The organism is Streptomyces sp. YGL11-2 (genome assembly GCF_050054615.1).
Lineage (GTDB): Bacteria > Actinomycetota > Actinomycetes > Streptomycetales > Streptomycetaceae > Streptomyces.
The window spans coordinates 78,019-104,091 of the sequence record NZ_JBNHIN010000021.1 but is presented as its reverse complement, the minus strand read 5'-3'; the positions used below and the strand labels follow the sequence as shown (position 1 = coordinate 104,091).

Sequence of the window (26,073 nt, the reverse complement as noted above, 5' to 3'; positions counted from 1 at the left end):
ACGCCCAACGCCTCGTATTCACTCAGCTATAACTCTGCATGACATTATGCAGGCCAGGCAAGGGAACGGGAACGAGATCCCGGGAACGAGATCTGCGGCTCCGGGCCGTAAGCCTCGGGCCGTAGCGGCGGGCCGCGTCAGCCGTCGTACCGCATCGGCAGCCCGAACAGCGGGAACAGCCGCTCGGTGTCCAGGAAGGAGTTGAGCGCGGTGATCCGCCCGCCGGCGCTCTCGACGACCTGGATCGCCCAGGGCGTGCCGTCCGAGCGGTACTGCCCGAAGGCCGGCATCCCGTTCGCGGACAGCGGCACCAGACGCGACCCCGCGCAGCCGCAGCCCGGCCCCAGCATCCACGCGATGACGTCCGCCCGGCCGCGCAGCCACAGCGCGTACGGCGGCATGGAGAGCGTGGAGTCCTCGTGGAGCACGGCCGTCAGCGCCGCCATGTCGAAGCGCTCGAAGGCGTCCACATAGCGCCTGAGGAGCTCCTGCTGCGCCTCGTCGAGCGGTTCCACCGGGGCGCCCGCGGTGTCGCCGGACGCGGCCAGGGTGGCGCGGGCCCGCTGGAGCGCGCTGTTGACCGAGGCGACCGAGCTGCCCAGCAGCTCCGCGACCTCGCTCGCCGACCAGCTCAGCACCTCCCGCAGGATCAGCACCGCCCGCTGCCGGGGCGCCAGCCGCTGGAGCGCGGAGACGAACGCCAGCCGGACCGACTCCCGGGCGACCGCGGTGTCCGCCGGGTCCCCGGCCCGGGCCAGCACCCGCTCGTCGGGCACCGGCCCGATCCAGGTCGTCTCGGGCAGGCCGGTCCCGACCGGGGTGCCCACGCCCGACGGGGACGCGAGGTCCATCGGGCGGGCGCGCCGCCGGCTGCCCTTGAGCAGGTCCAGGCAGACGTTGGTGGCGATCCGGTACAACCAGGAGCGCAGCGACGCCCGGCCCTCGAACCGGTCGTAGCCGCGCCAGGCCCGCACCATCGTCTCCTGCACGGCGTCCTCGGCCTCGAACGCGGACCCGAGCATCCGGTAGCAGTAGCCGGTCAGCTCCGTGCGGTGCGCCTCCAGCCGGTCCGCCAACTCCCCCGGCGCCGCCTGCCGTTGCGCGCCACCAGGCGCCGCGTCCGGGTCCGCCGCATCGCCGTGCCCGCTCGTCGTGGACCGCTTCATGAGAACCCCGCCATTCCGCCCGTCTGCCGGCCGCCGGCATGCGTGCCGCACGCTACCGGAGGGCCGGGCACCGGTCTTCGCCCCCACCCCGTACCCCACGACCGGGGCCGTAGGGGCCGCGGCGGGCCAGGGTCCGCCCGATGGGTCAGGCTCCGGCCGCCCCCGGTGCCCGCAGCGCCGAGCCCCGCTCCGAGAGGCGCGGGGCGCACAGGATCCGCTTGCGGCGGACCCGGCGGCCCTCGATGGCGGCCACGGCCAGCCGGGCGGCCTCCTTGGCGATCTCGGTCAGCCCCCAGTCGACGGTGGTCAGCGGCGGGGTGAGGACCCGGGAGACCGGGTGGTCGTCGAACCCGACGACGGAGACGTCGCGGCCGACGGCCAGTTCCGCCTCGGCGGCGGCCGCGTAGACGCCGTAGGCGATGGAGTCGGAGAAGCAGAAGACGGCGGTGGGCGGGGCGAGGGCGGCGGGGCCGGTCCGGCGGCGGCCGGCCGGGCTGTTGGTCAGCACCCGCCGGGCGACCCCGGTCGCCTCGCCCAGCTCCTGGGCGCAGGGCACGACCTGGACCTCGATGCCCAGGCGGTCGGCCGCCTCGCGGACGTACACGTCGGCGGGGCGGTCGGGGGTGGAGGGGCCGGTGGGGGTCAGCACGGTGACCCGGCGGTGGCCCAGGCCGCGGAGGTAGTCCAGTACGGCGTCGATGCCGGCGCGGTTGTCGAAGAGCACCTCGCCCGCCGTGCGGGCCTGGCTGAGCGCGTCGCCGATGGACACCACCGGCACCGCCTCGGCGATCTTCGCCCAGCCCTCGGCGGACGGGTCGACGGGTGAGACCAGCAGGCCGTCGACGCGCTGGTCACGCAGCTGCTTGGCGAGGGCCAGTTCGCGTTCCGGGTCGCCGCCGGCGTCGAGGATCAGCGCATAGCGGTCGCCGGCGAGCAGCTCGCGCCCTATGGCCGCCATCAGCTGCTGCTGCCACAGGTCCTGGAGGTCGCCGGCCAGCACGCCGACCGTGCTGGTCCGGCCGCTGGCGAGGGCGCGGGCGATCGGGTCGGCCTCGTAGCCGAGTTCGGCGGCGGCCTTCCGCACCCGCTCCTCGGTCTCCTTGGAGACGTGCTTGCCGCGCAGCGCGTAGGAGACGGCGGCGGTGGAGAGGCCGGTGGCCTCGGCCACCTCGCGGAGGGTGGTGCGCTTGTTGGGCCTGGCCATGTCCGGAAGCCTACCCAAACGGGCGGTCCGCACCGCGTACGCCCTTGACAGCGCCGCCGGTTAATCGCTTCACTTAAACGCATCAGTGAAGCGGTTAAGTAGTGATCGAGCAGTGCGCGACCACGCCGTGCGGGTAGCGGCCGAGCAGCGATCCGGCAGCCATCCGGCCGTGGTCCGGCTGCGGTCGGGTCCCCGGCGACGGCCCCCGCCCCCAGCCCCGCCCCGTACAGCCCCGCCCCGGCCCCGAGGGAGGGCCCGTGCCCGCCGACGTCCACCAGCACATCTGGCCGCCCGAGTTCGCGGGCCTGCTGCGCGCCCGCAGCACGCCGCCGCGGCTGGACGGCTGGACGCTGCACCTGCCCGGCGAGCCGCCGTACGCCGTCGACCCGGCCGACCACGACATCGCCGCCCGCACCCGGCTCGCCCGCGCCGACGGCCTCGACCTGGCCCTGGTGTCGCTCTCCAGCCCGCTCGGCGTCGAGTACCTGCCGCCCGAGGAGGCCGGGCCGCTGCTCGCCGCCTTCCACGACGGCGCGCTGGACCTGCCCGCCCCGTTCGGCGTCTGGGCCTCCCCCTGCCTGTCCGCTCCCGAGCCGGACCCCGGGGCGGTGCGCCGCGAACTGGCCCGCGGCTGCGCCGGGTTGCAGCTCCCGGCCACCGCGCTGCTCGACGCCGCGGGCTGGGCGCGCTGCGCCCCGCTGCTGGACGCCGTCGCCGCGCTGGACAAGCCGCTGTTCGTCCACCCCGGCGCGGCGCCGCCCGCCCCCGCGGGCACACCCCCCTGGTGGCCCGCCCTCGTCCCGTACGTCCAGCAGCTGCACGGCGCGTGGTTCGCCTTCCGCGCCTTCGGCCGGCCGCGCCATCCGCGGCTGCGGGTCTGCTTCGCCGCGCTCGCCGGGCTGGCGCCGCTGCACGGCGAGCGGCTGGTGGCGCGCGGCGGCGGCCGGGACCGCGGCCGGGTGGACCGCGACGCGTTCTACGAGACGTCCTCGTACGGGACGCGGGCGGTGGACGCGCTCATCCGGGCCGTCGGCATCGACGTCGTGGTCAGCGGCAGCGACCGGCCGTACGCCCGGCCCGCCGCGCTTCTCGATCCGGTGATCCCCGGCCTCGGCGGGGACGCCGCAGGCCACGCCCTGCGCACCGCCAACCCGGCCCGCCTGCTGGGCCCGACGAGAGGAACCCGCCGATGACCGACCGCACCGCCCCGGCCGGCGCCGCCGAGGTCTACGGCACCGGGGGCGACGGCTGCGCCGCGCCGTTCGCCGCGCTGCCCGAGCGCAACCTCGACAAGCGCGAACTGCGCGCGCTGGTCGACGCGTTGGCGGCCCGCCCGGAGCTGTGGCGGGACCAGGTCGCGTTCTCCGACACCGAGCGCCACTACGCGTCCCTGCACCGTGACACATTCGTCGACGTCTGGCTGCTGTGCTGGACCCGGCGGAACGACACCGGCTGGCACGACCACGACCTCTCCTCCGGCGCGGTCCGGGTCGTCCAGGGCGCCCTGACCGAGTCCAACCCGCGGATCGGCGGCGAGCACCTGGCCACCGCGGTCGGCGCCGGCGAGTCCTTCTGCTTCGGGCCCGACCACATCCACCGGCTGACCGGCGCCACCGACGACGCGGTCTCGGTGCACGCCTACTCGCCGCCGCTGTGGCGGCTGGGCCAGTACGACATCACCGAGGACGGGCTGCTGCGCCGGATCTCGGTGTCGTACGCGGACGAGCTGCGACCGGTGGGCGCGGCGGCGGGCGGCCGACTGGCGGCGGGCGCCACCCCGGCGGCCTGAGTCCGGCCGCACGCTCCCCTGCCAGGGTGACCCGCCACGGCGATCCGCGCGGCGACCGGCATCGCGGTCGGCGCCCGCCCATCGGCCTTCGCTCGGTGATCGCCGCCCGCCTATTGACCTTCCATTCACCGGCCATGATCCTGCATGAACTCATGCACGCGGCGTGGCGGGAAGAGGGGGCACCCATGGCAGGCGTGGTCGAACGGCACTCGATCGACGTGGTCCCGGACGGCGAACGGCACGGCAGCGCGGTCAGTCAGTTCACCCTCTGGCTGGGCGCCAACCTCCAGATCACCGCGGTCGTCACCGGCGCCCTGGCCGTGGTGTTCGGGGCGGGCGCCTTCTGGGCGCTGATCGGGCTGCTGCTCGGCAACGTCCTGGGCGGCACGGTGATGGCCCTGCACTCCGCGCAGGGCCCGCGGCTGGGCCTGCCGCAGATGATCACCTCGCGGGCGCAGTTCGGGGTGCACGGGGCGGTGGTGCCGCTGGCGCTGGTCATCGTGATGTACATCGGGTTCTTCGCCAGCGGCAGCGTGCTGGCCGGGCAGGCGGTCGGCGAGCTGACGCACCTCGGCGAGACGCCCGGGATCGTCCTCTTCGCCGCCGTCACCGCGGTCGCCGCGGCCGTCGGCTACCGCCTGATCCACCTCCTCGGCAAGGTCGCCGGCCTGGTCTGCGCGCTGGCCTTCGTCTACCTCGGCATCCGCCTCCTCCAGCGCGCCGACCTCGCCGCCCTGCTGCACGACCGCGGCTTCGGCCTGCCGGTCTTCCTGCTCGCGGTCTCGCTCTCGGCGTCCTGGCAGCTGGCGTTCGGCCCGTACGTCGCGGACTACTCGCGCTATCTACCGCGCCACACTTCGGCGCGCGCCACGTTCTGGTGGACGTTCGCCGGCTCCGTCCTGGGCTCGCAGTGGTCGATGACCCTCGGCGCGCTGGCCGCCGCCGCGGCGCCGGCCGCGTTCGTGGGGCACGAGGTCGGCTATCTCGTCGGCCTCGGCGGCACGGGGCTTCTCGCCTCGTTCCTCTACTTCGTCATCGCGCTCGGCAAGCTGACGATCAACATCCTCAACACCTACGGCGGCTTCATGTCGCTGGTCACCAGCGTCAGTGGCTTCCGCGGCCGGCGCACCCTGTCGCCGCGCGGCCGGTGCGCGTACATCGCCGGGATCATGGTGGCCGGCACCGCGGTCGCCCTCCTGGGCAAGGACTCCTTCCTCACCTCGTTCAAGGACTTCCTGCTCTTCCTGCTGACGTTCTTCACGCCCTGGTCGGCGATCAACCTCGTCGACTACTACCTGCTCTCCAAGGAGCGCTACGACATCCCGGCGCTCAGCGACCCCGCCGGCCGTTACGGCGCCTGGAACCTGCGCGCGCTGGCCGTCTACGCCCTCGGCGTCCTGGCCCAACTCCCGTTCCTGGCCACCGCGTTCTCCACCGGCCCGCTGGTCGCCCCGCTCGGCGGCGCGGACGTCTCCTGGCTGGTCGGCCTCGCGGTGCCCGCGGTCCTGTACTGGGCCCTCGCCCGCCGCGACACCGCGCGCCTCGCCGCCCCGGAGGCCGCGCAGGGGCGGCAGACCCCCGCGGGACTGGGGGGCTAGCCCTACCGCGCCGCCGCCTGCCCGGCCGTAATCTGACCGGTATGGCGACACATGACCGCGATCTGAAGAAGGAACTCGACGCGACCCTCCAGACGCGCAAGGAGCTGGGGCCGGAGTACGAGTCGGAGCTCGTGGAGTCCTTCCTGGAGAAGCTGGACCAGAACGTGGACCGGCGGGTGCGGCGGCAACTGGCCGAGCAGCAGATGCAGGTGGCGCGCGGTGCGCAGCCGCGCCGGACGGACGCCGGCAGCGAGTTCTGGCAGCGGTTCGCGGTCGCCGTGGTGTCGCTGGTGCTGGCCATCCCGCTGTCCGCGATAGCCGTGGCCGAGGCCGGGCTGGTCGGCCTGGTGGTGTGCTGGGCCGGCGTCGTCGGCGTCAACGCCGTCCACGGCCTGGTGCTGCCGCAGCGGCTGCGGGGCCGGGCGGAGCGGAGCGAGGGGGACTGGGACTGACCGGGACGGAACCGTCGGGCCCGCCTGCCGCGGAGGGAGTATTGCGGGGACCGCCGCACCCCGGCCGGAGCCGGGGGCGGGACGACGGCGGTCCCCGCAGGAGACGCGAGCCGGGTCAGGGCCGGTCGTCGCATCCTGGCGATCGGAGGTCCGGGAGCCGCTCCGGAGGTCCTGTCGCCTGCACATCAATGTGCCGCACGAGTGTTAAGCGCGTGCTGCCAGAACGTGACGCATACGTACACCTTGCGGCGACGGCCCTTTTCCTGACGGACACTTGACGCCGCGCCGGGTACCCCGCCCGGCGGCTACTTGGCCACCGCGCGCGCCAGATAGGCCAGCAGGTCCTGCCGGCTCACCACGCCCTTCGGCTTGCCCTCGACGAGGACGATCGCGGCGTCGGCGTCCTCCAGCACCGCCATCAGGTCGGAGACCGGCTCGCCCGAGCCGACCTGCGGCAGCGGCGGGCACATGTGCTTCTCCAGCGGGTCGGACAGCGAGGCGCGCTGGGTGAACAGGGCGTCCAGCAGCTCCCGTTCGACGACCGAGCCGACGACCTCGGCGGCCATCACATCGGGGTGCCCGGCGCCCGGCTTGACGATCGGCATCTGCGAGACGCCGTACTCGCGCAGCACCTCGATCGCCTCGCCGACGGTCTCCTCCGGGTGCATGTGGACGAGCGAGGGCAGCGCGCCCTCCTTGTACTGGAGCACCTCGCCGACCCGGGCCGCGGTGCCGCTCTCCTCCAGGAAGCCGTAGTCGGCCATCCACTCGTCGTTGAAGATCTTGGAGAGGTAGCCGCGCCCGCTGTCCGGGAGCAGGATGACCACCACGTCGTCCGGGCCGAGCCGCTCGGCGACCCGCAGCCCCGCGACCACCGCCATCCCGCAGGAGCCGCCGACCAGCAGCCCCTCCTCCTTGGCCAGCCGCCGGGTCATCTGGAAGGCGTCCTTGTCCGAGACCGCCACGATCTCGTCCGCGACCGTGCGGTCGTAGGCGGTCGGCCAGAAGTCCTCGCCGACGCCCTCGATCAGGTACGGGCGCCCGGAGCCGCCGCTGTAGACGGAGCCCTCCGGGTCGGCGCCGACGACCTTGACCTTGCCGTCACTGACGTCCTTCAGATAGCGACCGGTGCCGCTGATGGTGCCGCCGGTGCCGACGCCCGCCACGAAGTGGGTGATCCGCCCGTCGGTCTGCTCCCACAGCTCGGGACCGGTCGTCTCGTAGTGCGAGCGCGGGTTGTTGGGGTTGCTGTACTGGTCGGGCTTCCAGGCACCGGGCGTCTCGCGCACCAGGCGGTCGGAGACGTTGTAGTACGAGTCCGGGTGCTCGGGATCGACCGCCGTCGGGCAGACCACCACCTCGGCGCCGTACGCCCTCAGCACGTTGATCTTGTCCGTCGACACCTTGTCGGGGCAGACGAAGATGCACTTGTAGCCCTTCTGCTGGGCCACGATCGCCAGCCCGACACCCGTGTTGCCGGACGTCGGCTCCACGATGGTGCCGCCCGGCTGCAACTCGCCCGACTCCTCGGCGGCCTCGATCATCCGCACCGCGATCCGGTCCTTGACCGAACCTCCGGGGTTGAAGTACTCGACCTTCACCAGGACGGTTGCCTGGATCCCTTGAGTGACGTTGTTGAGCCGCACGAGCGGGGTGTTGCCGACAAGCTCAATCATCGAATCGTAAAACTGCACGGTGGTCTCCGCGGTCGGGGGCACGCTCTCCTGCGCCCGTACCGCCAGCCTATTGCCCACGTCCCCGAGCGGCCCGGCGCTCCCGGTCACCGGCTCCATTGGGAGCCCGGTGCGTTGCGCGGGGCACCGGAACGGGCATCACCCCGGTGAGGAGTTCTTGCCCTTTCAAGAGCGCGTCCGGCCCCCGGGGCCGCGGCGCGCCCGCGCTGCACGGGGAGGTGCCCGGCCGATGGCGACGACGGTGATGACGGGGTCCAGGGCGAGGGTGGCACGGCGGATCGCGACCGCCGCCGCGTTCGGCGGCGGCGGGATCGGGCTGCTCGGCGTCGCCGCCGTCGGCGTGCTGCTGACCGAGGTCCGGCTGGCCCGCCGCACGGTCGGCGGCTCCAGCGACATCCCCCCGTGCGCCGACGGCCGCTACGGCACGGCGTTCGAGACGTGCACCCACCCCGCCGACCGGCCGCCGCTGCGGCTCGGCTTCCTCGGCGACTCCACCGCCGCCGGCCAGGGCGTCCACCGGCCCTCCCAGACCCCGGGCGCGCTGCTCGCCTCCGGCCTGGCCGCGGTCGCCGAACTCCCCGTCGACCTGCGCAACGTGGCGCTGCCCGGCGCCCGCTCCGACGACCTGGCCCGCCAGGTGGAGCTGATGCTGGCGGACGGCGGGCAGCCCCCGGACGTCTGCGTCATCATGATCGGCGCCAACGACGTCACCCACCGGCTGCCGCCCGCCCTGTCCGTACGGCACCTGTCGGAGGCGGTCTGCCGGCTGCGCGCGGCCGGCTGCGAGGTCGTCGTCGGCACCTGCCCCGACCTGGGCACCATCGAGCCGGTCAACCAGCCGCTGCGCTGGGTGGCCCGCCGGCTCTCCCGCCAGCTGGCCGCCGCGCAGACCATCGGCGTGGTCGAGAACGGCGGCCGGACGATCTCGCTCGGCGCGCTGCTCGGCCCGGAGTTCGAGGCGCGCCCCCGGGAGCTGTTCGGACCGGACAACTACCACCCCTCGGCCGAGGGTTACGCCACCGCCGCGATGGCGGTGCTCCCCACGGTGTGCGCCGCACTCGGCCTGTGGCCCGAGGAGGAGCGGCCGGAGCCGGCCCGCCGCGAGGGCATCCTCCCGGTCGAGCAGGCCGCCGCGCGGGCCGCCTCCGAGGGCGGTACGGAGGTCACCGCCTCGCGCGCCCCGTGGGCCCTGCTCAAGCACCGCAGGCGCCGTCAGCTGCCGGCCCCGGAGACCGCGGACCGGCCGTCCGTCACGGGCTGAGGCCGGGCGCCCGGGACGCACCGTACGGCAAGCCTCGGTGGCGGCCGTGCGGGAAGCCTCGATGGCGGCCGTACGGGAAGCCCTTCGGGAATACGCGACGACCCCGCCGGGTTCTCATAAGCGCCCGCTTAGAAAAGAGGCCCGCATCACAGCGCGCACCCCGTGACCTCAGCACTACGTGCAGGTAACTTCCCTGAGAGTCCTGCCCATTCGCCACCCCTCAACGAGGTTCCCCCAGACTTCGTCGTCCGGGGGAACCCCCGCCGCACCGCCCGTTCACCCTTTGCCTCTTGGAGCCGTGTGATGCCCGAAGCCGTGATCGTCTCAGCTGCCCGCTCCCCGATCGGCCGCGCCTTCAAGGGCTCGCTCAAGGACCTGCGCCCCGACGACCTCACCGCGAAGATCATCGAGGCCGCCCTCGCCAAGGTCCCCGAGCTGGACCCGACCGACATCGACGACCTGATGCTCGGCTGCGGTCTGCCCGGCGGCGAGCAGGGCCACAACCTCGGCCGCATCGTGGCCGTCCAGATGGGGATGGACCACCTCCCGGGCTGCACCATCACCCGCTACTGCTCCTCCTCGCTCCAGACGACCCGTATGGCGCTGCACGCCATCAAGGCCGGCGAGGGCGACGTCTTCATCTCGGCCGGTGTCGAGACGGTCTCGCGCAGCGTGAAGGGCTCCTCCGACGGCCTGCCCGACACCCACAACCCGCTCTTCGCGGACGCCGAGGCCCGTACGGCCGCCCGTGCCGAGCAGGAGGGCGCGGACTGGCACGACCCGCGCGAGGACGGCCTGCTGCCCGACGCGTACATCGCCATGGGCCAGACCGCGGAGAACCTCGCCCGGCTCAAGGGCGTCACCCGCCAGGACATGGACGAGTTCGGCGTACGGTCCCAGAACCTCGCCGAGAAGGCCATCAAGGACGGCTTCTGGGAGCGGGAGATCACCCCGGTCGAGCTTCCGGACGGCACGGTCGTCGCCAAGGACGACGGCCCGCGCGCCGGCGTCACGCTGGAGGGCGTCCAGGGCCTCAAGCCGGTCTTCCGCCCCGACGGCCTGGTCACCGCCGGCAACTGCTGCCCGCTCAACGACGGCGCCGCCGCACTCGTGATCATGTCCGACACCAAGGCGCGCGAGCTGGGCCTGACCCCGCTCGCCCGGATCGTCTCCACCGGCGTCTCCGGCCTGTCCCCCGAGATCATGGGGTACGGCCCGGTCGAGGCCAGCAAGCAGGCGCTCCGGCGTGCCGGTCTGTCGATCTCCGACATCGACCTGGTCGAGATCAACGAGGCGTTCGCCGCCCAGGTGATCCCCTCCTACCGCGACCTGGGCATCGACCTGGACCGCCTGAACGTCAACGGCGGCGCGATCGCCGTGGGCCACCCCTTCGGCATGACCGGCGCCCGCATCACCACCACCCTCATCAACTCCCTCCAGTGGCACGACAAGCAGTTCGGCCTGGAGACCATGTGCGTGGGCGGCGGCCAGGGCATGGCGATGGTCATCGAGCGGCTGAGCTGAGCTGTAGCGGAGGGTTGGGGGTACTCCCCCAGCGCAGGCGAGGCTCAGCGCGACCACGAGCACCAGCGGCTGAGCCGGGCGCGGCGCCTTGTCGCCGTCGAGGGTGTGCGGGGAAACGGACCAACTCCCGTTTTCCGCGCACCCTTCGCTGTTGTCCGGACACCGTCGGCGAGACCGCGTGACCCGGATCACTCGTTGACAAGATCGCGACCCAATCGCCGCCCCGATTGTGACCAACATCCTGGGGCGGCGGCGTCCTTGCAGCTCAGGCAGGGGGCACCCTGGCATACGAAGCCCTGATGCCCGGCCATTTCGGGGCAAATTGCACCGCGAAAGGTCGCCGACCATGGCCAGGCTGATGTAGGAAGTCGGGGAACAATCTGCTAACGGGAGTACGCCGGTGAGCGAGCCGCTACAGCGAACGCGTGGGTCCGTGAGCGAGCGCATCAAGGGGGGCACCCCGGCCGACGGCCGGGGGAAGTCCGAGCGAAGCGAGGTTTCGGCATGAGCGTCACCACCCTCGTCCTGCTGCTGGCCGCGGCCGTCGCGGTGGTGCTGGGCGCCGTCGCCCTGCACACCGCCCGTACGCTGCGCCGCCAGATCGGCGCGCTGCACGCCGACCTCGTCGCCGCCCGCGCGGACGCCGAAGCCCGCGCCGAGGACGCGCGGCTGGCCGCCGCGGCGATCCCCGCTGCCCGTGCCGTCCCGGCCGCCGAGACCCCCCTCGCGGATATACGCGCCGCCGTGGCGGACGCGCTGGCCGAGGAACGGGAGCGCGAGCTGGCCGAGGCCCGCGCCTTCTGGGCCGCGCAGGAGGCGCGGGACTCCATGAACGCGACGGACACCCCGTCGCTGCTCGGCGGGCTGGCCGGCCTCGGCGACGAGGGTCCGCTCGACGGCCGCGAGGGCCGGCGCGAGCTGCCCGAGCGGCTGGAGCCGGACCGGCTCGACACCCAGCCGTTCGTGCCCCGCCAGGCGGATCTCGCCGGGCTGGAGCCGCTGCTGGGCCCGGAGGCGCTGGAGCCGCTGGCGGCACTGGAGTCGTTCGAGGCCCTGGAGTCCGTGGAGGCGCTGGAGGCTCTGGAGACGCCGGAGTTCGAGCTGGCCGAGGAGACCGAGTCCGCCGAGCTGGCCGCCGCCCGACGGCGCCACCCCTCGCACCCGGACTTCTCCCCCACCCCGGCGATCGGCGACCACGAGCGCACCGTCGCGCGCCTGGAGGAGCTGGCGCGCGAGAGCACTCCGCTCGTCGATGTGCGCCCCGGACCGCTGGGCACCCTGGACGTCTATGTCTTCGCCGACGGCACCACGCTGTGCCTGACCCCCGGGCACCGCGAGACCGCCGAGCGCGTCGCCGGCGCGCTGCACGCGGGCCACGCCCCCGTCCTCCTGGGCGGTTCGGGTGTCTCCGGCGGCTACGCCCTGACGTTCTCCTGGGGCGAGGACCCGGACGAGACCGTCTACATCCTCGCCGACCGGGTCATCGCCTCCCTCTGACCCGCCGGACCGGCAGCGGCCCGGCCCGGACCGTCCCCGGGGCCTTGCCGACCCCGACCCGCCGGACCCGCCCTAACAGCGTCCCGCCGCGTCCCGGACCCATCGCACGGCCTCCGCCAGGTGTTCGGCGGGGGCCACTTTCGCGTCAGCTTCGGCCACCGGCCCGGCGGCGTCCGGAGTCCCCGCGGCGGGCGCCGCCGCGGCGACGCGCAGGGCCTCGACGAGATCGTGGCCGGCCACCGCCAGCTGATCGCCGGCGGCGAAGATCCCCTCGTCCGGGAACTCGTGGGGCCGCTGTCCGGGGCGTTCGATCAGCTGCGCGCGGGTCGCCAACTTCCGCGCCAGGGCGAGCCCTTCGGCCGCGGCCCCGCGGCGCAGGGCGCTCTGCGGCAGCGACCGCAGGCGGTCGGCGAGCGCGTCCACGGCGGTCTGCAAAGGCATCACGTCAAGCACGTCGTGAGCCTATGCGCCACTCCCGGGTGGTTGCCAATGGCCCAACGCTCAGGCACGGTGAGCGAAAGAACCAGCATCGACCGCGTCCGGAGGCGCCGATGTCTCAGCTCCACTCCGAAGAGACCCACCGGAACATGCTCTCCCGTATCCCGCAGTGCACCGGCCGGGAAATCTCCGAATGGCTGCGCACTGTTGACGAAGGCCCCGCTCTCTTCCGCTTCGACGAAAAGGTCAGCTGGCTGCGCGGCGAACACAATCTCGCGCACGGACACGCCAAGGCGATCGTCCACGAACACGATCTCAGGCGCGCCGCCCGCAAGTTCTGATCCGGGTGCGGCAGTGCCCCCGGAATGCACAAAGGGCCCGCAGGCGGTTGCCTGCGGGCCCTTTGTGCGGTGTGCGGTCCGGCGTCAGTCGCGCAGGATCGAGATCAGCCGCAGCATCTCCCAGTAGATCCACACCAGGGTCAGGGTCAGGCCGAACGCGGCCAGCCAGGACTCCTCGCGCGGTGCGCCGTAGGCGATGCCGTCCTCGACGTGCTTGAAGTCCATGGCGAGGAACAGCGCGCCGAGGACCACGCCCACGATGCCGAAGACGATGCCCAGGCCGCCGCTGCGGAAGCCGAGGCCGTCACCCCCGCCGAACACCATGAACAGCACGTTCACCAGCGACAGCAGGACGAAGCCCAGTGCCGCGATCATCACGAAGCGGGTGAAGCGTTCGGTGACCCGCACGATGCGCGTCTTGTAGGCGACCAGCATGGCGACGAACACCGCCATCGTGCCCAGCACCGCCTGCATCGGGGCGCCGTTCATCTTCGGCAGGTCGTTGATGAAGCCGCTGAGCGCACCGAGGAAGACCCCCTCCAGCGCCGCGTAGCCCAGGATCAGCGCCGGGACCGGCTTGCGCATGAAGGACTGGATGAACCCCAGCACCATCGCGACCAGGCCGGCGCCCATGGCGAAGGCGAGCTGGCCGGTCAGGAAGACCCAGCCGACGGTGGCGCCGGCGATGACCGTGCCGAGCGTCAGTCCGGTGCGGGTGACGACGTCGTCCATCGTCATCGGTCGGGTCTGCGGGGTGTACTGCGGTGCGTACTGCGGCGCCTGGGTGGCGTACGGGTTGGCTCCGGCGTACGGGTTGGCTGCGGGGCCCCCGGCCTGCGGCGGTGCGTTGAAGCCCGCGTAGCCGGTGTCGCGGCTGAACCCCCGTCGCGAGAAGACCGGGTTGCTGCTCCTCATCTCACTCCTCCATGGCCGCCCTGCGCGGCCTTGACGCCAGCGTAATGGCTTGGCAAAGACACGTCTCTCGTACCTGGGCAGGATCTTCCCCTGAGTTACGGAGGACACATCTCCTGCATGGAGGACGTTCGGGAGGGCCCGGTGGTGCCCGTATCGGCCGGCGAGTTGCCGGGCGGCGCCGCCTTCGTCACATCTGCCGCTGTGTCATATGCCACTCCGCCGTCAACGCGGCGGCCGAGCGGACCCGCGTGCGGGTCCGGACAAAATCCGGGTAATCGATCTTTTCCCGTCGCGATCGAACGGGCATTTCCCGCAGTGTCAACTCCGGCAGCCCCGGGTCACCGGCATGATCGGAATCCGATAAATGTCTGATCGCAAGGCGCGGACGCAACCGATTGACCCCGGCCGCCGTCTTACCCACTAGCCGGAACCTGCCCTTCCTCGCGCACCACCCCGTCACCACCCGTAACGGACCGGGTGCGGGCGGTCGTAAACCCCGAGTGGAGATGGGGCTATTCTTGCCGGAAACAGCAGCGAAAGAGGGTTGAGGTGCCTGTGCCTGACGTCTCAGTAGTCGTCATTGTCTACAACGACGCCGACCGGTTGCCGACCGCGGTCCAGTCCGTACTGGATCAGACACTCCGGGACGTCGAGGTGGTGATCGTCGACGATTGCAGCACCGACCGTTCTTTCGACGTCGCGCAGCAGCTCGCAGCCACCCACCCCGAGCGGGTCAGGGCCTTCCAACTGCCGGAGAACAGCGGCGCCGGCGGCGAGCCGCGCAACGTCGGCATTCAGCACACCAGGGGACAGTACGTCATGTTCCTGGACAGCGATGACGTCCTGGAACACAACGCCTGCCGCAATATGCTGGAGGCCGCCGAGGAATCCGGCTCGGACATCGTCTCGGGTCTGTGTGTCCGGCTGCACAAGGACACCCGTAACCAGAAGCGCGACGAGTGGTACTCCTGGCTGTATTCCACGACCCGCACGCTGGATTCCGTTACCGAATTGCCGGACCTTTTTGTGTGGGACACCCTCTCCACCAACAAGTGCTACCGCCGCGATTTCCTCGTCGAGAACGATCTCCGTTTCCCCAAGGGGATGTTCTACGAAGACCTGATGTTTATCGCCGACGCTTATCTGGCGGCGAAGCGCATCACGCTGATTCCCAATCAGGTCTACTTCTGGCACGTCCACGAGCAGGCCACCGTGAAGTCGGTGACGAACCGACGGCACGAGATGACCAATTACATCCACCGGCTTGAGGTCCACCGGCGCATCGACGCCCTGCTGGAGCAGCGCGGCCTCACCGGCATGAAGCTCGCGAAGGACGTCAAATTCCTCAAGCACGACCTCGTGCTGCACCTGCGGGACCTGCCCTTCCGCGACGACGCCTACCGCCAGGAGTTCGCCGAGCTCTCCCGGGAGTACCTGGCGAGCATCGCGCCCGAGGCGTACGAGCGCGTCCTGCCGATTCAGGCCATCTGCGCCTACCTGCTCCAGAAGGGCGACTGGGAGAACCTGATCCCGGCGGTGGACACCCTCATCAACCGCGACAAGGTCTCCTCGCCGCTCGCCCAGCACGACGGCCGGATCTACTGGTGCGACGGCCACTTCGACGACGCCTTCGGCCGCCGGGTGCTGGACGTGACCGACGTCGGCTACCACGAGAAGCCGGTCAACCAGCTGTTCCTGCGCAACCAGATCACCCGTTTCTCCGAGGCGGGCAGCGCGGTCTCCCTGGCCGGGCGGATCACCAACCCGCTCGGCGTGATCCCCGAGGGCGCGAAGCTGAAGGCCGAGCTGGAGTTCAGCGCCCGCCGGCGCAGCCTCCAGTCGTTCACCTTCCCGGTCCGGACGGTGCGCCACGACGGCGACGCCATCCACTGGGAGACCACCGCGGACATCACCGCGCAGCTGCGCCCGCTGGGCATCGTCGACACCATCTGGGACGTACGACTGACCCTGGACGTCAACGGGGCGCGCACCACGTCCCGGCTCACCGTCTCCGACACCGAGCTGGCCGGCGGCCCGCTGCCGGTCCGGCCGCGGCTGACCCGGATGGTCGCCGACCACATCGAGCCGCATGCCTCCTCCAAGGGGCACCTGGCGTTCCGCCTGATCAGCGAGGGCCGCAGCGCCGAGCGCGTCCAGGAGTTCATCGCCAGGGGCGTGCGCGGCAAGCCGGGCACGCTGGCCAAGAGCGGCTTCCGCAAGGCGAAGGCGCTGCGCAAGACCCTCACCTCCGGGGACAGCAAGCTCCGGGCGTACCACGAGGTGTTCAGCCGGCTGCCGATCAAGAAGCGCACGGTGGTCTTCGAGAGCCACCTGGGCAAGCAGTACAGCGACAGCCCGCGCGCCATCTACGAGGAGATGCGCCGGCAGGGCCTGGAGTTCGAGGCGATCTGGGCGTACGCCGGGTCCCCGAAGGACTTCCCCAAGGACGCGACCCTCGTCAAGCGCTGGTCGCTGCAGTACCTCAAGGCGCTCGCGCAGGCCGAGTTCTGGGTGGATAACCAGAGCTACCCGCTCAAGCTGACCAAGCGCCCCGAGACCACCTACATCCAGACCTGGCACGGCTCGGCGCTGAAGAACATGGGCTTCGACCAGCCCTCGCTCAAGGCGCAGACCCGCCAGCAGCAGGCCGAGCAGCAGGAGTCGCTGGACCGCTTCGACCGGTTCCTGTGCCGGACCGAGCACGACGCCCGGACCCTGGCCAAGGCGTTCCGCCTCAAGGAGAAGACCCTGCTGCGGGTCGGCTATCCGCGCAACGACGCGCTGGTGCGGGCCCGCCAGCGGGAGGCCGAGCTGGGCCGCCGGGAGCGCGGTGCGCTGGCGGCGGAGCTGGGCATTCCGGCGGACAAGACCGTGCTGCTGTACGCGCCGACGTTCCGCAAGGCGGGGGGCCGGCACGGCCGGTTCGCCCTCCCCTTCGACGTGGAGCGCTTCGCCGACGAGTTCGGTGACCGCTACGTCCTGCTCGTGCGCTCGCACTACCTCAACCACGTGGTGCTGCCGCCGACGGTGCAGGGCCGGGTCATCGACGTGTCGGCGCAGCACGACATCTCCCCGATCCTGGAGCTGGCGGACGGCCTGGTCACCGACTATTCCTCGGTGATGTTCGACTACGCGCTGCTCGACCGGCCGCTGATGTTCTTCACCTACGACTACGACGAATATGTGCACGAGGGCCGCGGAACGTACTTCGATCTGCTGGAGCACGCGCCGGGCCCGGTGGTGCGCACCGAGGAAGATTTCTTCGAGACCATGCAGTCTTTCGAGACCCAGCAGCTGGAATACGCCAAGGACCGCAAGGAATTCGTCGCCAAGTTCGGGGAATACGACCGGGGCGACGCCGCACAGAGCATCGTCGACCAGTTCTTTGCGCAGTGGAGCCGTTGATGACCAAGTCGAACGCAGCCGGGCCGCGGGACGTCTTCTTCGTCTCCAACAGCGTCAACGAGCTGGGCGGAATCACCAGTTGGTCGCACCAGATGGCGCGCCTGTTCGTCGAGCAGGGCCATCACGTGCACGTCGTCGGCATCGTGCCGCCGCCCGAGGGGCGGGTCCACGAACTGGCCGCCGACCTGCCGTACGAGACCACCACGCTCTATGACGTGCACCCGCCGAGCGTCCGCCCCGTTCGCGGCCTCAAGGACAAGCTGAACCTCGTCGAGCAGCGTCGGCGGACCGCCCGCGAGGCCGGGATGCACGAGCAGGCGGCCAAGATGAGCGCGCTGTTCCGGGCGGCCCGGCCGGGCGGGATCGTGATCGTCACGCAGGTGTGGGCGATGGAGTGGGTCGCGCTCGCCGACACCGCGGGCCTCGCGGTCATCGGAATGAGCCACGAGTCCTTCGAGACCTGCCGCCGCTCGTCCCGGTTCGCGCGCGTCAAGCGGTTTTACCAGGACGTCGACCGGATGCTGCCGCTCACCCGTGAGGACGCCGACCAGTGGATCCGGCAGCGGATGGACAACGTCGGCTTCATGCCGAACCCGCTGCCCTTCTTTCCTGACGTCCCCTCGGACCGCTCCCGGAAGGTCGTGGCCAGCATCGGCCGGCTCCACGAGGAGAAGGGCGTGGACCTGCTCCTGGAGGCATGGGCCAAGGTCGCGTCGCAGCACCCGGACTGGACGCTGCGGATCTACGGCTCCGGTGAGGAGGCCGACGCGCTGCGCAAGCAGGCGGCCGAGCTCGGGGTGACCAATTCGGTCGAGTGGATGGGCCGGACGAGCGATGTGGCCGGGGCGCTGCGCGAGAGCGCGGTCTTCGCGCTGAGCTCGCGCGGCGAGGGCTTCCCGCTCGCTCCCATGGAGGCGATGGCCACCGCGGTGCCGTGTGTGGCGTTCGACGTGGCGCCGGGTGTCCGCGAGATCATCACGGACGGTACCGACGGCTTCCTGGCGCCTCCGGGCAATGTCACCGAGTTCGCCCGGCACCTGGACACCCTGATGTCCGACCAGGAGCTGCGGGACACGATGGGTGAAGCGGCCCGCGAGAACATCCAGCGGTTCTCGACCGACGAGATTGTCGGCCGCTGGGAGGCGCTGTTCGCGCTCGTGGAGCGCTGAGCCGCCGGTACTTAAACGCCGCGGGCCGCCGGTTTTCACCGGCGGCCCGTTCTCGTTGAAAATTCAGGTATGTGGTGGTCTTTGTCCCCGCTGCTCGCGGGGAGTGCCCGGAGCCGGACTTGAACCGGCACGGCCCGAAGGCCAGCGAGGTTTAAGCTCGCCGTGTCTGCATTCCACCATCCGGGCTTGGGGTCCCCCCATGCCGCCTCAAAGAAGGCAGCACGAGCGTAGCCCGCAGCGCACGGGGCACATCTGCCACTCATCCCGAGGTTGTCTTATTTTATTGGCAACTGAGGGTGCATCAGCCACCGCCAGGGCCTCCGGCACATGCCTGATGCCCATGTTCGGCGTTGCGTACCACGGCGAAATTCGACCCCGAATTGACGGAAAGTCGACGCCCCTCCGACGCCTGTTCGATCCGCCGTCCGACCCATGCGGCGCCGCCCGCCGGGCGCCCCGGAAGCTGTCACGGCATCAGGGTCCGACTCCTACCCAGGGATGACGGAGGCGTGGTCGGCTAATCCCCTGGGGTGGTCCAAGGACGGTCACACGGGTTGACGTACCGGCCCTGCTCCCTGCCGGACGATGGAAGCCGTTGTTCTTCTGCCCGCTTCGCCGGCCGCCCGGCCGGCACCGAGGCGGCCGGACCCCTCCCGACAGGAGCCCGTTCCCGTGACCACCACCCACTCCGGCGTCATCACCGCCGGCCGCAGCACCGCGGTGGCCGCCCGCGCCACGGATCTCACCAAGGTCTACGGACAGGGCGAGACCCAGGTGGTCGCCCTGGACGCGGTCTCCGTCGACTTCCGCCAGGCCCAGTTCACCGCGATCATGGGCCCCTCCGGGTCCGGCAAGTCGACGCTCATGCACTGCATGGCCGGTCTGGACTCCATCTCCGGCGGCTCCGCGCGGATCGGCGACATCGAGCTGACCGGGCTGAAGGACAAGAAGCTCACCCAGCTGCGGCGCGACAAGATCGGCTTCATCTTCCAGGCGTTCAACCTCCTCCCGACACTGACCGCGCTGGAGAACATCACCCTGCCCATGGACATCGCGGGCCGTAAGCCGGACCGGGCCTGGATGGACCGCGTCGTGGAGACCGTCGGCCTGTCCGGCCGCCTCAAGCACCGCCCCAGCCAGCTCTCCGGCGGCCAGCAGCAGCGCGTCGCGGTCGCCCGCGCGCTGGCCTCCCGGCCCGAGATCATCTTCGCCGACGAGCCCACCGGCAACCTCGACTCCCGCTCCGGCGCCGAGGTCCTGGGCTTCCTGCGCAACTCCGTGCGCGAGCTGGGCCAGACCGTGGTGATGGTGACCCACGACCCCGTCGCCGCGTCGTACGCGGACCGCGTCATATTCCTCGCCGACGGCCGGATCGTCGACGACATGCCCGACCCCAGCGCCGACATGGTGCTGGAGCGCATGAAGGGCTTCGACGCCAAGGGCCGTACGAGCTGACCGACAGCAGCCGACTCCGCCACCCCGGACCTCTCCTCCAGGACTGACCACCCATGTTCCGTACCGCCTTGCGCAATGTGCTCGCGCACAAGGCCCGGCTGCTGATGACCGTTCTCGCCGTGATGCTCGGCGTGGCCTTCGTCTCCGGCACCCTGGTCTTCACCTCGACCATCTCCGACGCGTTCCAGTCCAGCTCCCAGAAGGGCTTCGACAACGTCGACGTCGCCATCCAGCGGCATTCCTCCGACCCCGCGGCGGGCGCACCCGGCGCGCCCGGTGCTCCCGGCGCGCCCTCCCCGCTCGACCAGAAGCTGCTGGAGGCGGCCGCCGGCGTGCCCGGCGCCGCCTCCGCCACCGGCACCGTCTCCGGCTTCACCGCCATCGCCGACAAGAGCGGCAAGCTGATCGGCGACGGCTTCACGACCCGCGGCAGCAACTACTTCCCCGGCAAGGACGGCAAGGACGCCCGCTATCCGATGCGGGACGGCGCCGCCCCCAAGGGCGCCGACCAGTTCGCACTGGACGCCCACACCGCGGACCGGGCCGGCTACAAGGTCGGCGACACCGTCCGGATATCCGTCGACGGACCGGTCCGCGAGCAGAAGCTGACCGGCGTCTTCACCACCGACGACGGCACCGTCGCGGCCGGCGGCAGCCTCGCGCTGTTCGACACCGCCAGCGCCCAGAAGATGTTCGCGGCGCCCGGCGAGTTCAGCGAGATCGACGTCAAGGCCGCACCGGGTACGTCCCAGACGGCCCTGCGGGACGCGGTCGAGAAGGTGCTGCCCAAGGAGGGCGCCGAGGCGACCACGGGCAGGCAACTCGCCGACGACCAGGCCAAGATGATCGCCCAGAGCATGGACGGGATGAAGACCGGCCTGCTGGCCTTCGCCGGTATCGCGCTCTTCGTCGGCGTCTTCATCATCGCCAACACCTTCACCATGCTGGTCGCCCAGCGCACCAAGGAACTGGCGCTGATGCGCGCGGTCGGCGCCAGCCGCCGCCAGGTGACCCGCTCGGTGCTGATCGAGGCGTCCGTGGTCGGCGCGGTGGCCGCGGTGACGGGCCTGGTGGCCGGTATCGGCATCGGCGCCGGACTGCGCGCGCTGATGAGCAGCACCGGCGCGAAGGTGCCGGACGGCCCGCTGGTGATCTCGCCGTCCACGATCCTCACGTCCCTGCTGGTCGGCATCGTCGTCACGGTCCTGGCCGCCTGGCTGCCGGGCCGGCGCGCCGCGAAGATCCCGCCGGTCGCCGCGATGAACAGCGTGCACGCCACCGCCACCACCAAGTCGCTGGTGGTCCGGAACACCATCGGCGCGCTGTTCGCCGGCACCGGTACCGCCGCGGTCCTCGTCGCGACCGGCATGTCCGACGGCAAGGCCACCATGGCCGCCGGTGCCGCGCTGCTGCTGATCGGCGTGTTCATCCTGACGCCGCTGCTGTCCCGCCCGCTGATCGCGCTCGCCGCCCCCGTGCTGCGGATGTTCGGGATCTCCGGCGTCCTCGCCCGGCAGAACGCGGTCCGCAACCCGCGCCGTACCGCCGCCACGGCCTCCGCGCTGATGGTCGGGCTGACCCTGATCACCGGACTCACGGTGATCGCGGGCAGCGTGCAGCAGGGCATCAACAAGATGGCCACCGCCTCCCTGAAGGCCGACTACGTGGTCTCCATGGCAAGCCGGACACCGCTCTCCCCCGACGTGGCGAAGAAGATCGCCGGCATGGACGAGGTCACCGCGTCCAGCCCGCTGCGCAACTCCGTGTCCCGGATAGGCACCGGCACCGAGTATCTGACCGGCGTCAACGGCAGGGACTTCGGCAAGCTCACCGCGCTGGACTTCACCTCGGGCGCCCTCGGCACCCTCAGCGGCGACCGCGCCGTCATCGACGACACCACCGCCAAGGCGAAGGGCTGGCACACCGGCTCCCGCCTCCCGGTGACGTTCGAGGACGGCAAGCAGGGCACGCTCACCGTCGCGGGCGTCTACCAGGGCAACGAGATGATCCGCGGCATCATCCTCGACAACGCCACCCTCGCCCCGCACCAGAAGCACATCACCGACATGCAGGTGATGGTCAAGACCAAGGACGGCGCGACCGCCGCGTCCAAGGACAAGCTGGTCACCGCGCTCGGCAAGAACCCGGCGATCACCGTCGCGGACAAGAAGGACGTCTCCGACGCCATCGCCCAGGTCTTCACCCTGATGCTGAACATGCTCTACGGCCTGCTGGCCATGGCCGTGATCGTCGCGGTGCTCGGCGTCATCAACACCCTGGCGATGTCGGTCTTCGAACGGGCGCAGGAGATCGGCATGCTGCGCGCCATCGGCCTGGACCGCCGCGGCATCAAGCGGATGGTGCGCCTGGAGTCGCTGGTGATCTCGCTCTTCGGCGGGGTGCTGGGCATCGGCCTGGGCGTGTTCTTCGGCTGGGCGGCCGGTGAGCTGATCGGCGGCTCGCTGCCGACGTACCAACTGGTGCTGCCCTGGGGCCGGATGGGCGTCTTCCTGGCCATGGCCGCGGTCGTCGGCGTGCTGGCCGCGCTCTGGCCGGCGCGCCGGGCGGCCCGGCTGAACATGCTCCAGGCGATCAAGGCCGAGTAGTCACGGCGGCGGGAGCGCGCGGGGCCGCCGGGACGGCCGCGCGTGCTCCCGGGAGGGCCGGAGGGCCCCGGTGCCACGGGCAACGTGGCACCGGGGCCCTCGGCCGTACGCCGCCCGCCGCCGACCCCCACCGGGCCGTCCGCGGGGCCGCGCGGCGCCCGTTTCAGCCACGCCAGTCGCGCGCCCGCAGGCGCAGCCCGGAGGCGCCGGAGTCCGGCGTACGGACCGCCAGCACCTGGTTGACCCCTATGCGGTTCCGCTCGAACGACAGCGCACACGCGGCCATGTAGAGCCGCCAGACCCGGGCCCGCCCGGGGGACGTGACGCGTACCGCCGCCGCCCAGTGCGCCTCCAGATTGGCGACCCACCGCCGCAGCGTCAGCCCGTAGTGCTCCCGGATCGCCTCCACGTCGCGCACCTCGAAGCCGGCCTCCTCCAGCTGGCCGACGGTCCGCCCGACCGGCGCCAGCTCGCCGTCCGGGAAGACATAGCGGTCGATGAACGCGTCGACGCGGTACGTCTCCTCGTCGGCCAGCGGGCGGCGGGCGATCTGGTGGTTGAGCAGCCGCCCGCCGGGCTTCAGCAGGGCGTACAGGGCGCTCGCGTACTCCGCGTACCGGGCCCGGCCGACGTGCTCGGCCATGCCGATCGAGGAGATCGCGTCGAAGGGCTCGTCGCGGACCTCGCGGTAGTCCTGCACCCGGATCTCGATCCGGTCGGCGAGCCCGGCGTCGGCGATCCGCTTCCGGGCGTAGGTGGCCTGCTCCTCGGAGAGCGTGATGCCGACGGCCCGTACGCCGTACTCGCGGGCGGCGTGCAGCACCATCGAGCCCCAGCCGCAGCCCACGTCCAGCAGCCGCTGGCCCTCCTTGAGGCCGAGCTTGCGGCAGATCAGGTCGAGCTTGTCGCGCTGGGCGTCCTCCAGGGAGGCGGCGCCGCCTTCACCGGTCCCCCAGTACGCGCAGGAGTAGACCATCGACGGGCCCAGCACCAGCTCGTAGAAGTCGTTGCCGACGTCGTAGTGGTGGCTGATGGCCGCCTTGTCGCGCAGCAGGGTATGCAGCGGGCCGCGGTGCGGACGGGCCTCCTCGGCGGGCGGGGCGGGCGGGACGGGGGCGCCGGCCAGGGACAGCAGCTCCCGGGCGGCGGCGCGGATCTCGGGGCGGGCCAGCGCCCGCAGGACGGCGGCCCGCTGCGGCTTGGGGGCGGCGGCGCCGCGCTCCCAGATCAGTCCGGCGAGGCGGTCGAGCGCTTCGTAGAGGTCGCCGTCGATGTCGATGTCGCCGGCCACCCAGGCGCGGGCCAGGCCCAACTCGCCCGGCTTGAACAGCAGACGGCGCAGCGCGCGGCGGTTGCGGACCACCAGCACGGGTGCCCCCGGCGGGCCGGACTCGCTACGGTCCCAGGCGCGGATCCGCACCGGGAACGGGGCTCCCAGCACCTCCCCGGCGAGCTTGGTGAGCCGTACAGCGGCGTCGGCCATGTCGCACACCTCCGTGTTGACGAGTCGGGCAAAGAAGTTTCACCCACCACGTAAACGCCAAGTGGGCGCCCAGTTAGTCCCGTTCGCCAGCAAGAGAACCGCAATACGTCCGGTTTTCGCCACACCGGACACGCCAAAGGGCGCCCGCCCCACGGATGGCGGACGCCCTTCGGGCTGGTCGGAGTACCGACCGGAGAATTCAGGAAGCCTTGGCCTTCGGCTTGTCGCCACCGGCCGCCGCGGCCGGGGCGGGCGCCGGCTTGGCCGCCTCGTAGAACTCCTCGCGGGGGTTCTCCATGGCGCCGAGCGAGACCACCTCGCGCTTGAGGAACATGGCAAGGGTCCAGTCGGCGAAGACCCGGATCTTGCGGTTGAACGTCGGCATCGCCATGCCGTGGTACGCGCGGTGCATGTACCAGGCGAGACGGCCCTTGAGCTTGATCTTGGTCTTGCCCATGACGATCATCGCGACGCCCTTGTGCAGACCGAGACCGGCCACCGCGCCCTTGTTGGCGTGGCTGTACTCCTTCTGCGGGAAGCCGCGCATGCCGGACACGACGTTGTCGCCGAGGACCTTGGCCTGCCGCAGCGCGTGCTGCGCGTTCGGCGGGCACCAGGCGTTCTCGTTGCCGTTCTTGCGGCCGACCATGTCGGGGACCTGCGCGTTGTCGCCGGCCGCCCAGATGTAGTCGCTGCCCTGCACCTGGAGGGTGGCCGCGGTGTCGACGTGGCCGCGCGGGCCGAGCGGCAGACCGAAGCGGGACAGCACCGGGTTCGGCTTGACGCCGGCGGTCCACACGATGGTGTTGGAGACGACCTCAAGGCCGTTGTCGAGGACGACATGGCCGTCGACGCAGGACTTCATGCTGGTCTTGAGGTAGATCTCGACGCCCCGGGACTCCAGGTGCTCCTTGCCGTAGGCGCCGAGCTTCGGACCGACCTCGGGGAGGATCTTGTCCGCGACGTCGACCAGCAGGAAGCGCATGTCCTCGCGCTTGACGTTCTTGTAGATCTTCGCGGCGTCGCGGGCCATGTCCTCGACCTCGCCGACGGTCTCCGCACCCGCGAAGCCGCCGCCGACGAAGACGAAGGTCAGCGCCTTGCGGCGGACCTCCTCGTCGGTCGTCGAGTCGGCCTTGTCCAGCTGCTCCAGGACGTGGTTGCGCAGGCCGATGGCCTCCTCCACGCCCTTCATGCCGATGCCGTTCTCGGCCAGCCCGGGGATCGGGAAGGTACGGGAGACCGCACCCATCGCGATGACCAGGTAGTCGAAGGGCAGCTCGTACGCCTCGCCGACCAGCGGCGCGACGGTGGCGACCTTGCGGTCCTGATCGATGGTGGTGACCCGGCCGGTGAGGACCTCCGCCGTGGGCAGCACGCGCCGCAGCGGAACCACGACGTGGCGGGGAGAGATGCTGCCGGCCGCAGCTTCAGGGAGGAAGGGCTGGTACGTCATGTACGAGCGCGGGTCGACGACCGTGACGGTCGCCTCGCCGTACCGCATCTTCTTCAGAATGCGGCGCGCCGCGTACAGGCCAACGTATCCACCGCCTACAACGAGGATCCTGGGACGCTCCGTGGTGCTCATGCAATCGAGTATCCACCCCCACATGGGGGGTCGCTCGTGAGCCCCTTCACAAGAATGTAGGAGGCGTCTGCTACACTCCGCCGGCTCCGTGACCGACGCCATAGCGAAGTTGGGGAACCACGGTGTAACGCGACACGTTGGAGACCCCTGTTGATCAGGGCTTGTCCCGCCGCACACCGCCGAACCACGCCTCGTGCGCACACTCGCGTAACACACCGGAAACGCGCCGTAGACCCGGCAATTCGCGGGCGGGAGGGTCTTAGGACCTTCGAATGAGGGTCGGACGGACAGATAGTTCGCCCATGAGGCGGGTTTTTCATGTGAAGGATTTCACGAACTTTCTTTCCGACCGCCCGCCCGGAACCCCCGCAACCCGCCTGAAGGCCGCTCAGACGGCGGCCGGTCCGCTCAAAATCCCACTCGCCGGGGGTGGTTGCCGTGCCGCGAACCGCCCGGCGGCACCGGCCGCCGGAACGGGCCCCGGCACG

19 protein-coding genes and 1 tRNA gene are annotated in these 26,073 nt (G+C 71.4%); 12 read left to right on the top strand and 8 right to left on the bottom strand.

Features of this window, described 5'->3' with window-relative positions:
- Window positions 1–137: 137 nt before the first annotated feature.
- On the bottom strand, window positions 138–1,166 hold the full coding sequence (locus ACO1BR_RS23695; protein WP_426797094.1) for a sigma-70 family RNA polymerase sigma factor: 1,029 nt from the start codon (window positions 1,164–1,166) through the stop codon (window positions 138–140).
- A 145-nt stretch (window positions 1,167–1,311) separates the two neighbouring features.
- Window positions 1,312–2,370 (bottom strand): LacI family DNA-binding transcriptional regulator, encoded by a 1,059-nt coding sequence (locus tag ACO1BR_RS23690; protein ID WP_426797093.1) that lies wholly within the window; start codon window positions 2,368–2,370, stop codon window positions 1,312–1,314.
- A 257-nt stretch (window positions 2,371–2,627) separates the two neighbouring features.
- On the opposite strand from ACO1BR_RS23690, the gene ACO1BR_RS23685 reads away from it, so the two are divergent.
- From ACO1BR_RS23685 to ACO1BR_RS23670, 4 genes are all read left to right on the top strand, one after another.
- Window positions 2,628–3,563, top strand: a complete 936-nt coding sequence (locus tag ACO1BR_RS23685; RefSeq protein WP_426797092.1) for an amidohydrolase — start codon at window positions 2,628–2,630, stop codon at window positions 3,561–3,563.
- A complete protein-coding gene (locus tag ACO1BR_RS23680; RefSeq protein ID WP_426797091.1) occupies window positions 3,560–4,159 on the top strand; it encodes a cysteine dioxygenase in 600 nt (199 codons plus the stop codon). Before ACO1BR_RS23685 ends, ACO1BR_RS23680 begins: the two co-directional genes overlap by 4 nt.
- Window positions 4,160–4,344: 185 nt before the next feature.
- Entirely contained in the window at window positions 4,345–5,757 is a 1,413-nt protein-coding gene (locus ACO1BR_RS23675) for a purine-cytosine permease family protein (protein WP_426797090.1), read from the top strand.
- Window positions 5,758–5,798: 41 nt separating this feature from the next.
- Window positions 5,799–6,209 (top strand): hypothetical protein, encoded by a 411-nt coding sequence (locus ACO1BR_RS23670; RefSeq protein ID WP_426797089.1) that lies wholly within the window; start codon window positions 5,799–5,801, stop codon window positions 6,207–6,209.
- Window positions 6,210–6,514: 305 nt separating this feature from the next.
- Here ACO1BR_RS23670 and ACO1BR_RS23665 read toward each other — a convergent pair whose 3' ends face one another.
- Entirely contained in the window at window positions 6,515–7,903 is a 1,389-nt protein-coding gene (locus ACO1BR_RS23665) for a cystathionine beta-synthase (protein ID WP_426797088.1), read from the bottom strand.
- Window positions 7,904–8,132: 229 nt separating this feature from the next.
- Here ACO1BR_RS23665 and ACO1BR_RS23660 point away from each other — a divergent pair, with 229 nt between their 5' ends.
- From ACO1BR_RS23660 to ACO1BR_RS23650, 3 genes are all read left to right on the top strand, one after another.
- Window positions 8,133–9,164, top strand: a complete 1,032-nt coding sequence (locus ACO1BR_RS23660) for an SGNH/GDSL hydrolase family protein (RefSeq protein WP_426797087.1) — start codon at window positions 8,133–8,135, stop codon at window positions 9,162–9,164.
- Window positions 9,165–9,467: 303 nt separating this feature from the next.
- Window positions 9,468–10,688: an acetyl-CoA C-acetyltransferase gene (locus tag ACO1BR_RS23655; RefSeq protein ID WP_426797086.1), complete on the top strand. Its 1,221-nt coding sequence runs from the start codon at window positions 9,468–9,470 to the stop codon at window positions 10,686–10,688.
- Between the two features lie 504 nt (window positions 10,689–11,192).
- Window positions 11,193–12,185 carry a hypothetical protein gene (locus ACO1BR_RS23650; protein ID WP_426797085.1) on the top strand — a complete coding sequence of 331 codons (993 nt, stop codon included), beginning with the start codon at window positions 11,193–11,195 and terminating at the stop codon, window positions 12,183–12,185.
- A gap of 72 nt (window positions 12,186–12,257) precedes the next feature.
- Here ACO1BR_RS23650 and ACO1BR_RS23645 read toward each other — a convergent pair whose 3' ends face one another.
- Entirely contained in the window at window positions 12,258–12,638 is a 381-nt protein-coding gene (locus tag ACO1BR_RS23645; protein WP_426797084.1) for a hypothetical protein, read from the bottom strand.
- Window positions 12,639–12,736: 98 nt separating this feature from the next.
- On the opposite strand from ACO1BR_RS23645, the gene ACO1BR_RS23640 reads away from it, so the two are divergent.
- A complete protein-coding gene (locus ACO1BR_RS23640) occupies window positions 12,737–12,964 on the top strand; it encodes a DUF4287 domain-containing protein (protein WP_426797083.1) in 228 nt (75 codons plus the stop codon).
- 84 nt (window positions 12,965–13,048) lie between these two features.
- On the opposite strand, the gene ACO1BR_RS23635 is transcribed toward ACO1BR_RS23640, so the two are convergent.
- On the bottom strand, window positions 13,049–13,879 hold the full coding sequence (locus tag ACO1BR_RS23635) for a Bax inhibitor-1/YccA family protein (RefSeq protein ID WP_426797082.1): 831 nt from the start codon (window positions 13,877–13,879) through the stop codon (window positions 13,049–13,051).
- A 555-nt stretch (window positions 13,880–14,434) separates the two neighbouring features.
- Between ACO1BR_RS23635 and ACO1BR_RS23630 the strand changes: the two genes are divergently transcribed.
- Window positions 14,435–17,284: a bifunctional glycosyltransferase/CDP-glycerol:glycerophosphate glycerophosphotransferase gene (locus ACO1BR_RS23630; RefSeq protein ID WP_426797125.1), complete on the top strand. Its 2,850-nt coding sequence runs from the start codon at window positions 14,435–14,437 to the stop codon at window positions 17,282–17,284.
- Window positions 17,284–18,453: a glycosyltransferase gene (locus ACO1BR_RS23625; RefSeq protein ID WP_426797081.1), complete on the top strand. Its 1,170-nt coding sequence runs from the start codon at window positions 17,284–17,286 to the stop codon at window positions 18,451–18,453. Before ACO1BR_RS23630 ends, ACO1BR_RS23625 begins: the two co-directional genes overlap by 1 nt.
- A 104-nt stretch (window positions 18,454–18,557) precedes the next feature.
- On the opposite strand, the gene ACO1BR_RS23620 is transcribed toward ACO1BR_RS23625, so the two are convergent.
- Window positions 18,558–18,639 (bottom strand) — tRNA-Leu (locus tag ACO1BR_RS23620).
- 486 nt (window positions 18,640–19,125) lie between these two features.
- On the opposite strand from ACO1BR_RS23620, the gene ACO1BR_RS23615 reads away from it, so the two are divergent.
- Entirely contained in the window at window positions 19,126–19,908 is a 783-nt protein-coding gene (locus ACO1BR_RS23615) for an ABC transporter ATP-binding protein (protein ID WP_426797080.1), read from the top strand.
- Window positions 19,909–19,961: 53 nt separating this feature from the next.
- Entirely contained in the window at window positions 19,962–22,514 is a 2,553-nt protein-coding gene (locus tag ACO1BR_RS23610) for an ABC transporter permease (protein ID WP_426797079.1), read from the top strand.
- A gap of 163 nt (window positions 22,515–22,677) precedes the next feature.
- Here ACO1BR_RS23610 and ACO1BR_RS23605 read toward each other — a convergent pair whose 3' ends face one another.
- On the bottom strand, window positions 22,678–23,997 hold the full coding sequence (locus tag ACO1BR_RS23605) for a class I SAM-dependent methyltransferase (protein ID WP_426797078.1): 1,320 nt from the start codon (window positions 23,995–23,997) through the stop codon (window positions 22,678–22,680).
- 199 nt (window positions 23,998–24,196) lie between these two features.
- Window positions 24,197–25,585, bottom strand: a complete 1,389-nt coding sequence (locus ACO1BR_RS23600) for an NAD(P)/FAD-dependent oxidoreductase (protein ID WP_426797077.1) — start codon at window positions 25,583–25,585, stop codon at window positions 24,197–24,199.
- Between the last annotated feature and the right edge of the window lie 488 nt (window positions 25,586–26,073).

Coding starts and splice junctions, on each gene's coding strand:
- ACO1BR_RS23695 (WP_426797094.1), bottom strand. CDS start 1,166: ATGAAGCGGTCCACGACGAGCGGGCACGGCGATGCGGCGGACCCGGAC.
- ACO1BR_RS23690 (WP_426797093.1), bottom strand. CDS start 2,370: ATGGCCAGGCCCAACAAGCGCACCACCCTCCGCGAGGTGGCCGAGGCC.
- ACO1BR_RS23680 (WP_426797091.1), top strand. CDS start 3,560: ATGACCGACCGCACCGCCCCGGCCGGCGCCGCCGAGGTCTACGGCACC.
- ACO1BR_RS23675 (WP_426797090.1), top strand. CDS start 4,345: ATGGCAGGCGTGGTCGAACGGCACTCGATCGACGTGGTCCCGGACGGC.
- ACO1BR_RS23670 (WP_426797089.1), top strand. CDS start 5,799: ATGGCGACACATGACCGCGATCTGAAGAAGGAACTCGACGCGACCCTC.
- ACO1BR_RS23660 (WP_426797087.1), top strand. CDS start 8,133: ATGGCGACGACGGTGATGACGGGGTCCAGGGCGAGGGTGGCACGGCGG.
- ACO1BR_RS23655 (WP_426797086.1), top strand. CDS start 9,468: ATGCCCGAAGCCGTGATCGTCTCAGCTGCCCGCTCCCCGATCGGCCGC.
- ACO1BR_RS23650 (WP_426797085.1), top strand. CDS start 11,193: ATGAGCGTCACCACCCTCGTCCTGCTGCTGGCCGCGGCCGTCGCGGTG.
- ACO1BR_RS23640 (WP_426797083.1), top strand. CDS start 12,737: ATGTCTCAGCTCCACTCCGAAGAGACCCACCGGAACATGCTCTCCCGT.
- ACO1BR_RS23635 (WP_426797082.1), bottom strand. CDS start 13,879: ATGAGGAGCAGCAACCCGGTCTTCTCGCGACGGGGGTTCAGCCGCGAC.
- ACO1BR_RS23625 (WP_426797081.1), top strand. CDS start 17,284: ATGACCAAGTCGAACGCAGCCGGGCCGCGGGACGTCTTCTTCGTCTCC.
- ACO1BR_RS23610 (WP_426797079.1), top strand. CDS start 19,962: ATGTTCCGTACCGCCTTGCGCAATGTGCTCGCGCACAAGGCCCGGCTG.
- ACO1BR_RS23605 (WP_426797078.1), bottom strand. CDS start 23,997: ATGGCCGACGCCGCTGTACGGCTCACCAAGCTCGCCGGGGAGGTGCTG.
- ACO1BR_RS23600 (WP_426797077.1), bottom strand. CDS start 25,585: ATGAGCACCACGGAGCGTCCCAGGATCCTCGTTGTAGGCGGTGGATAC.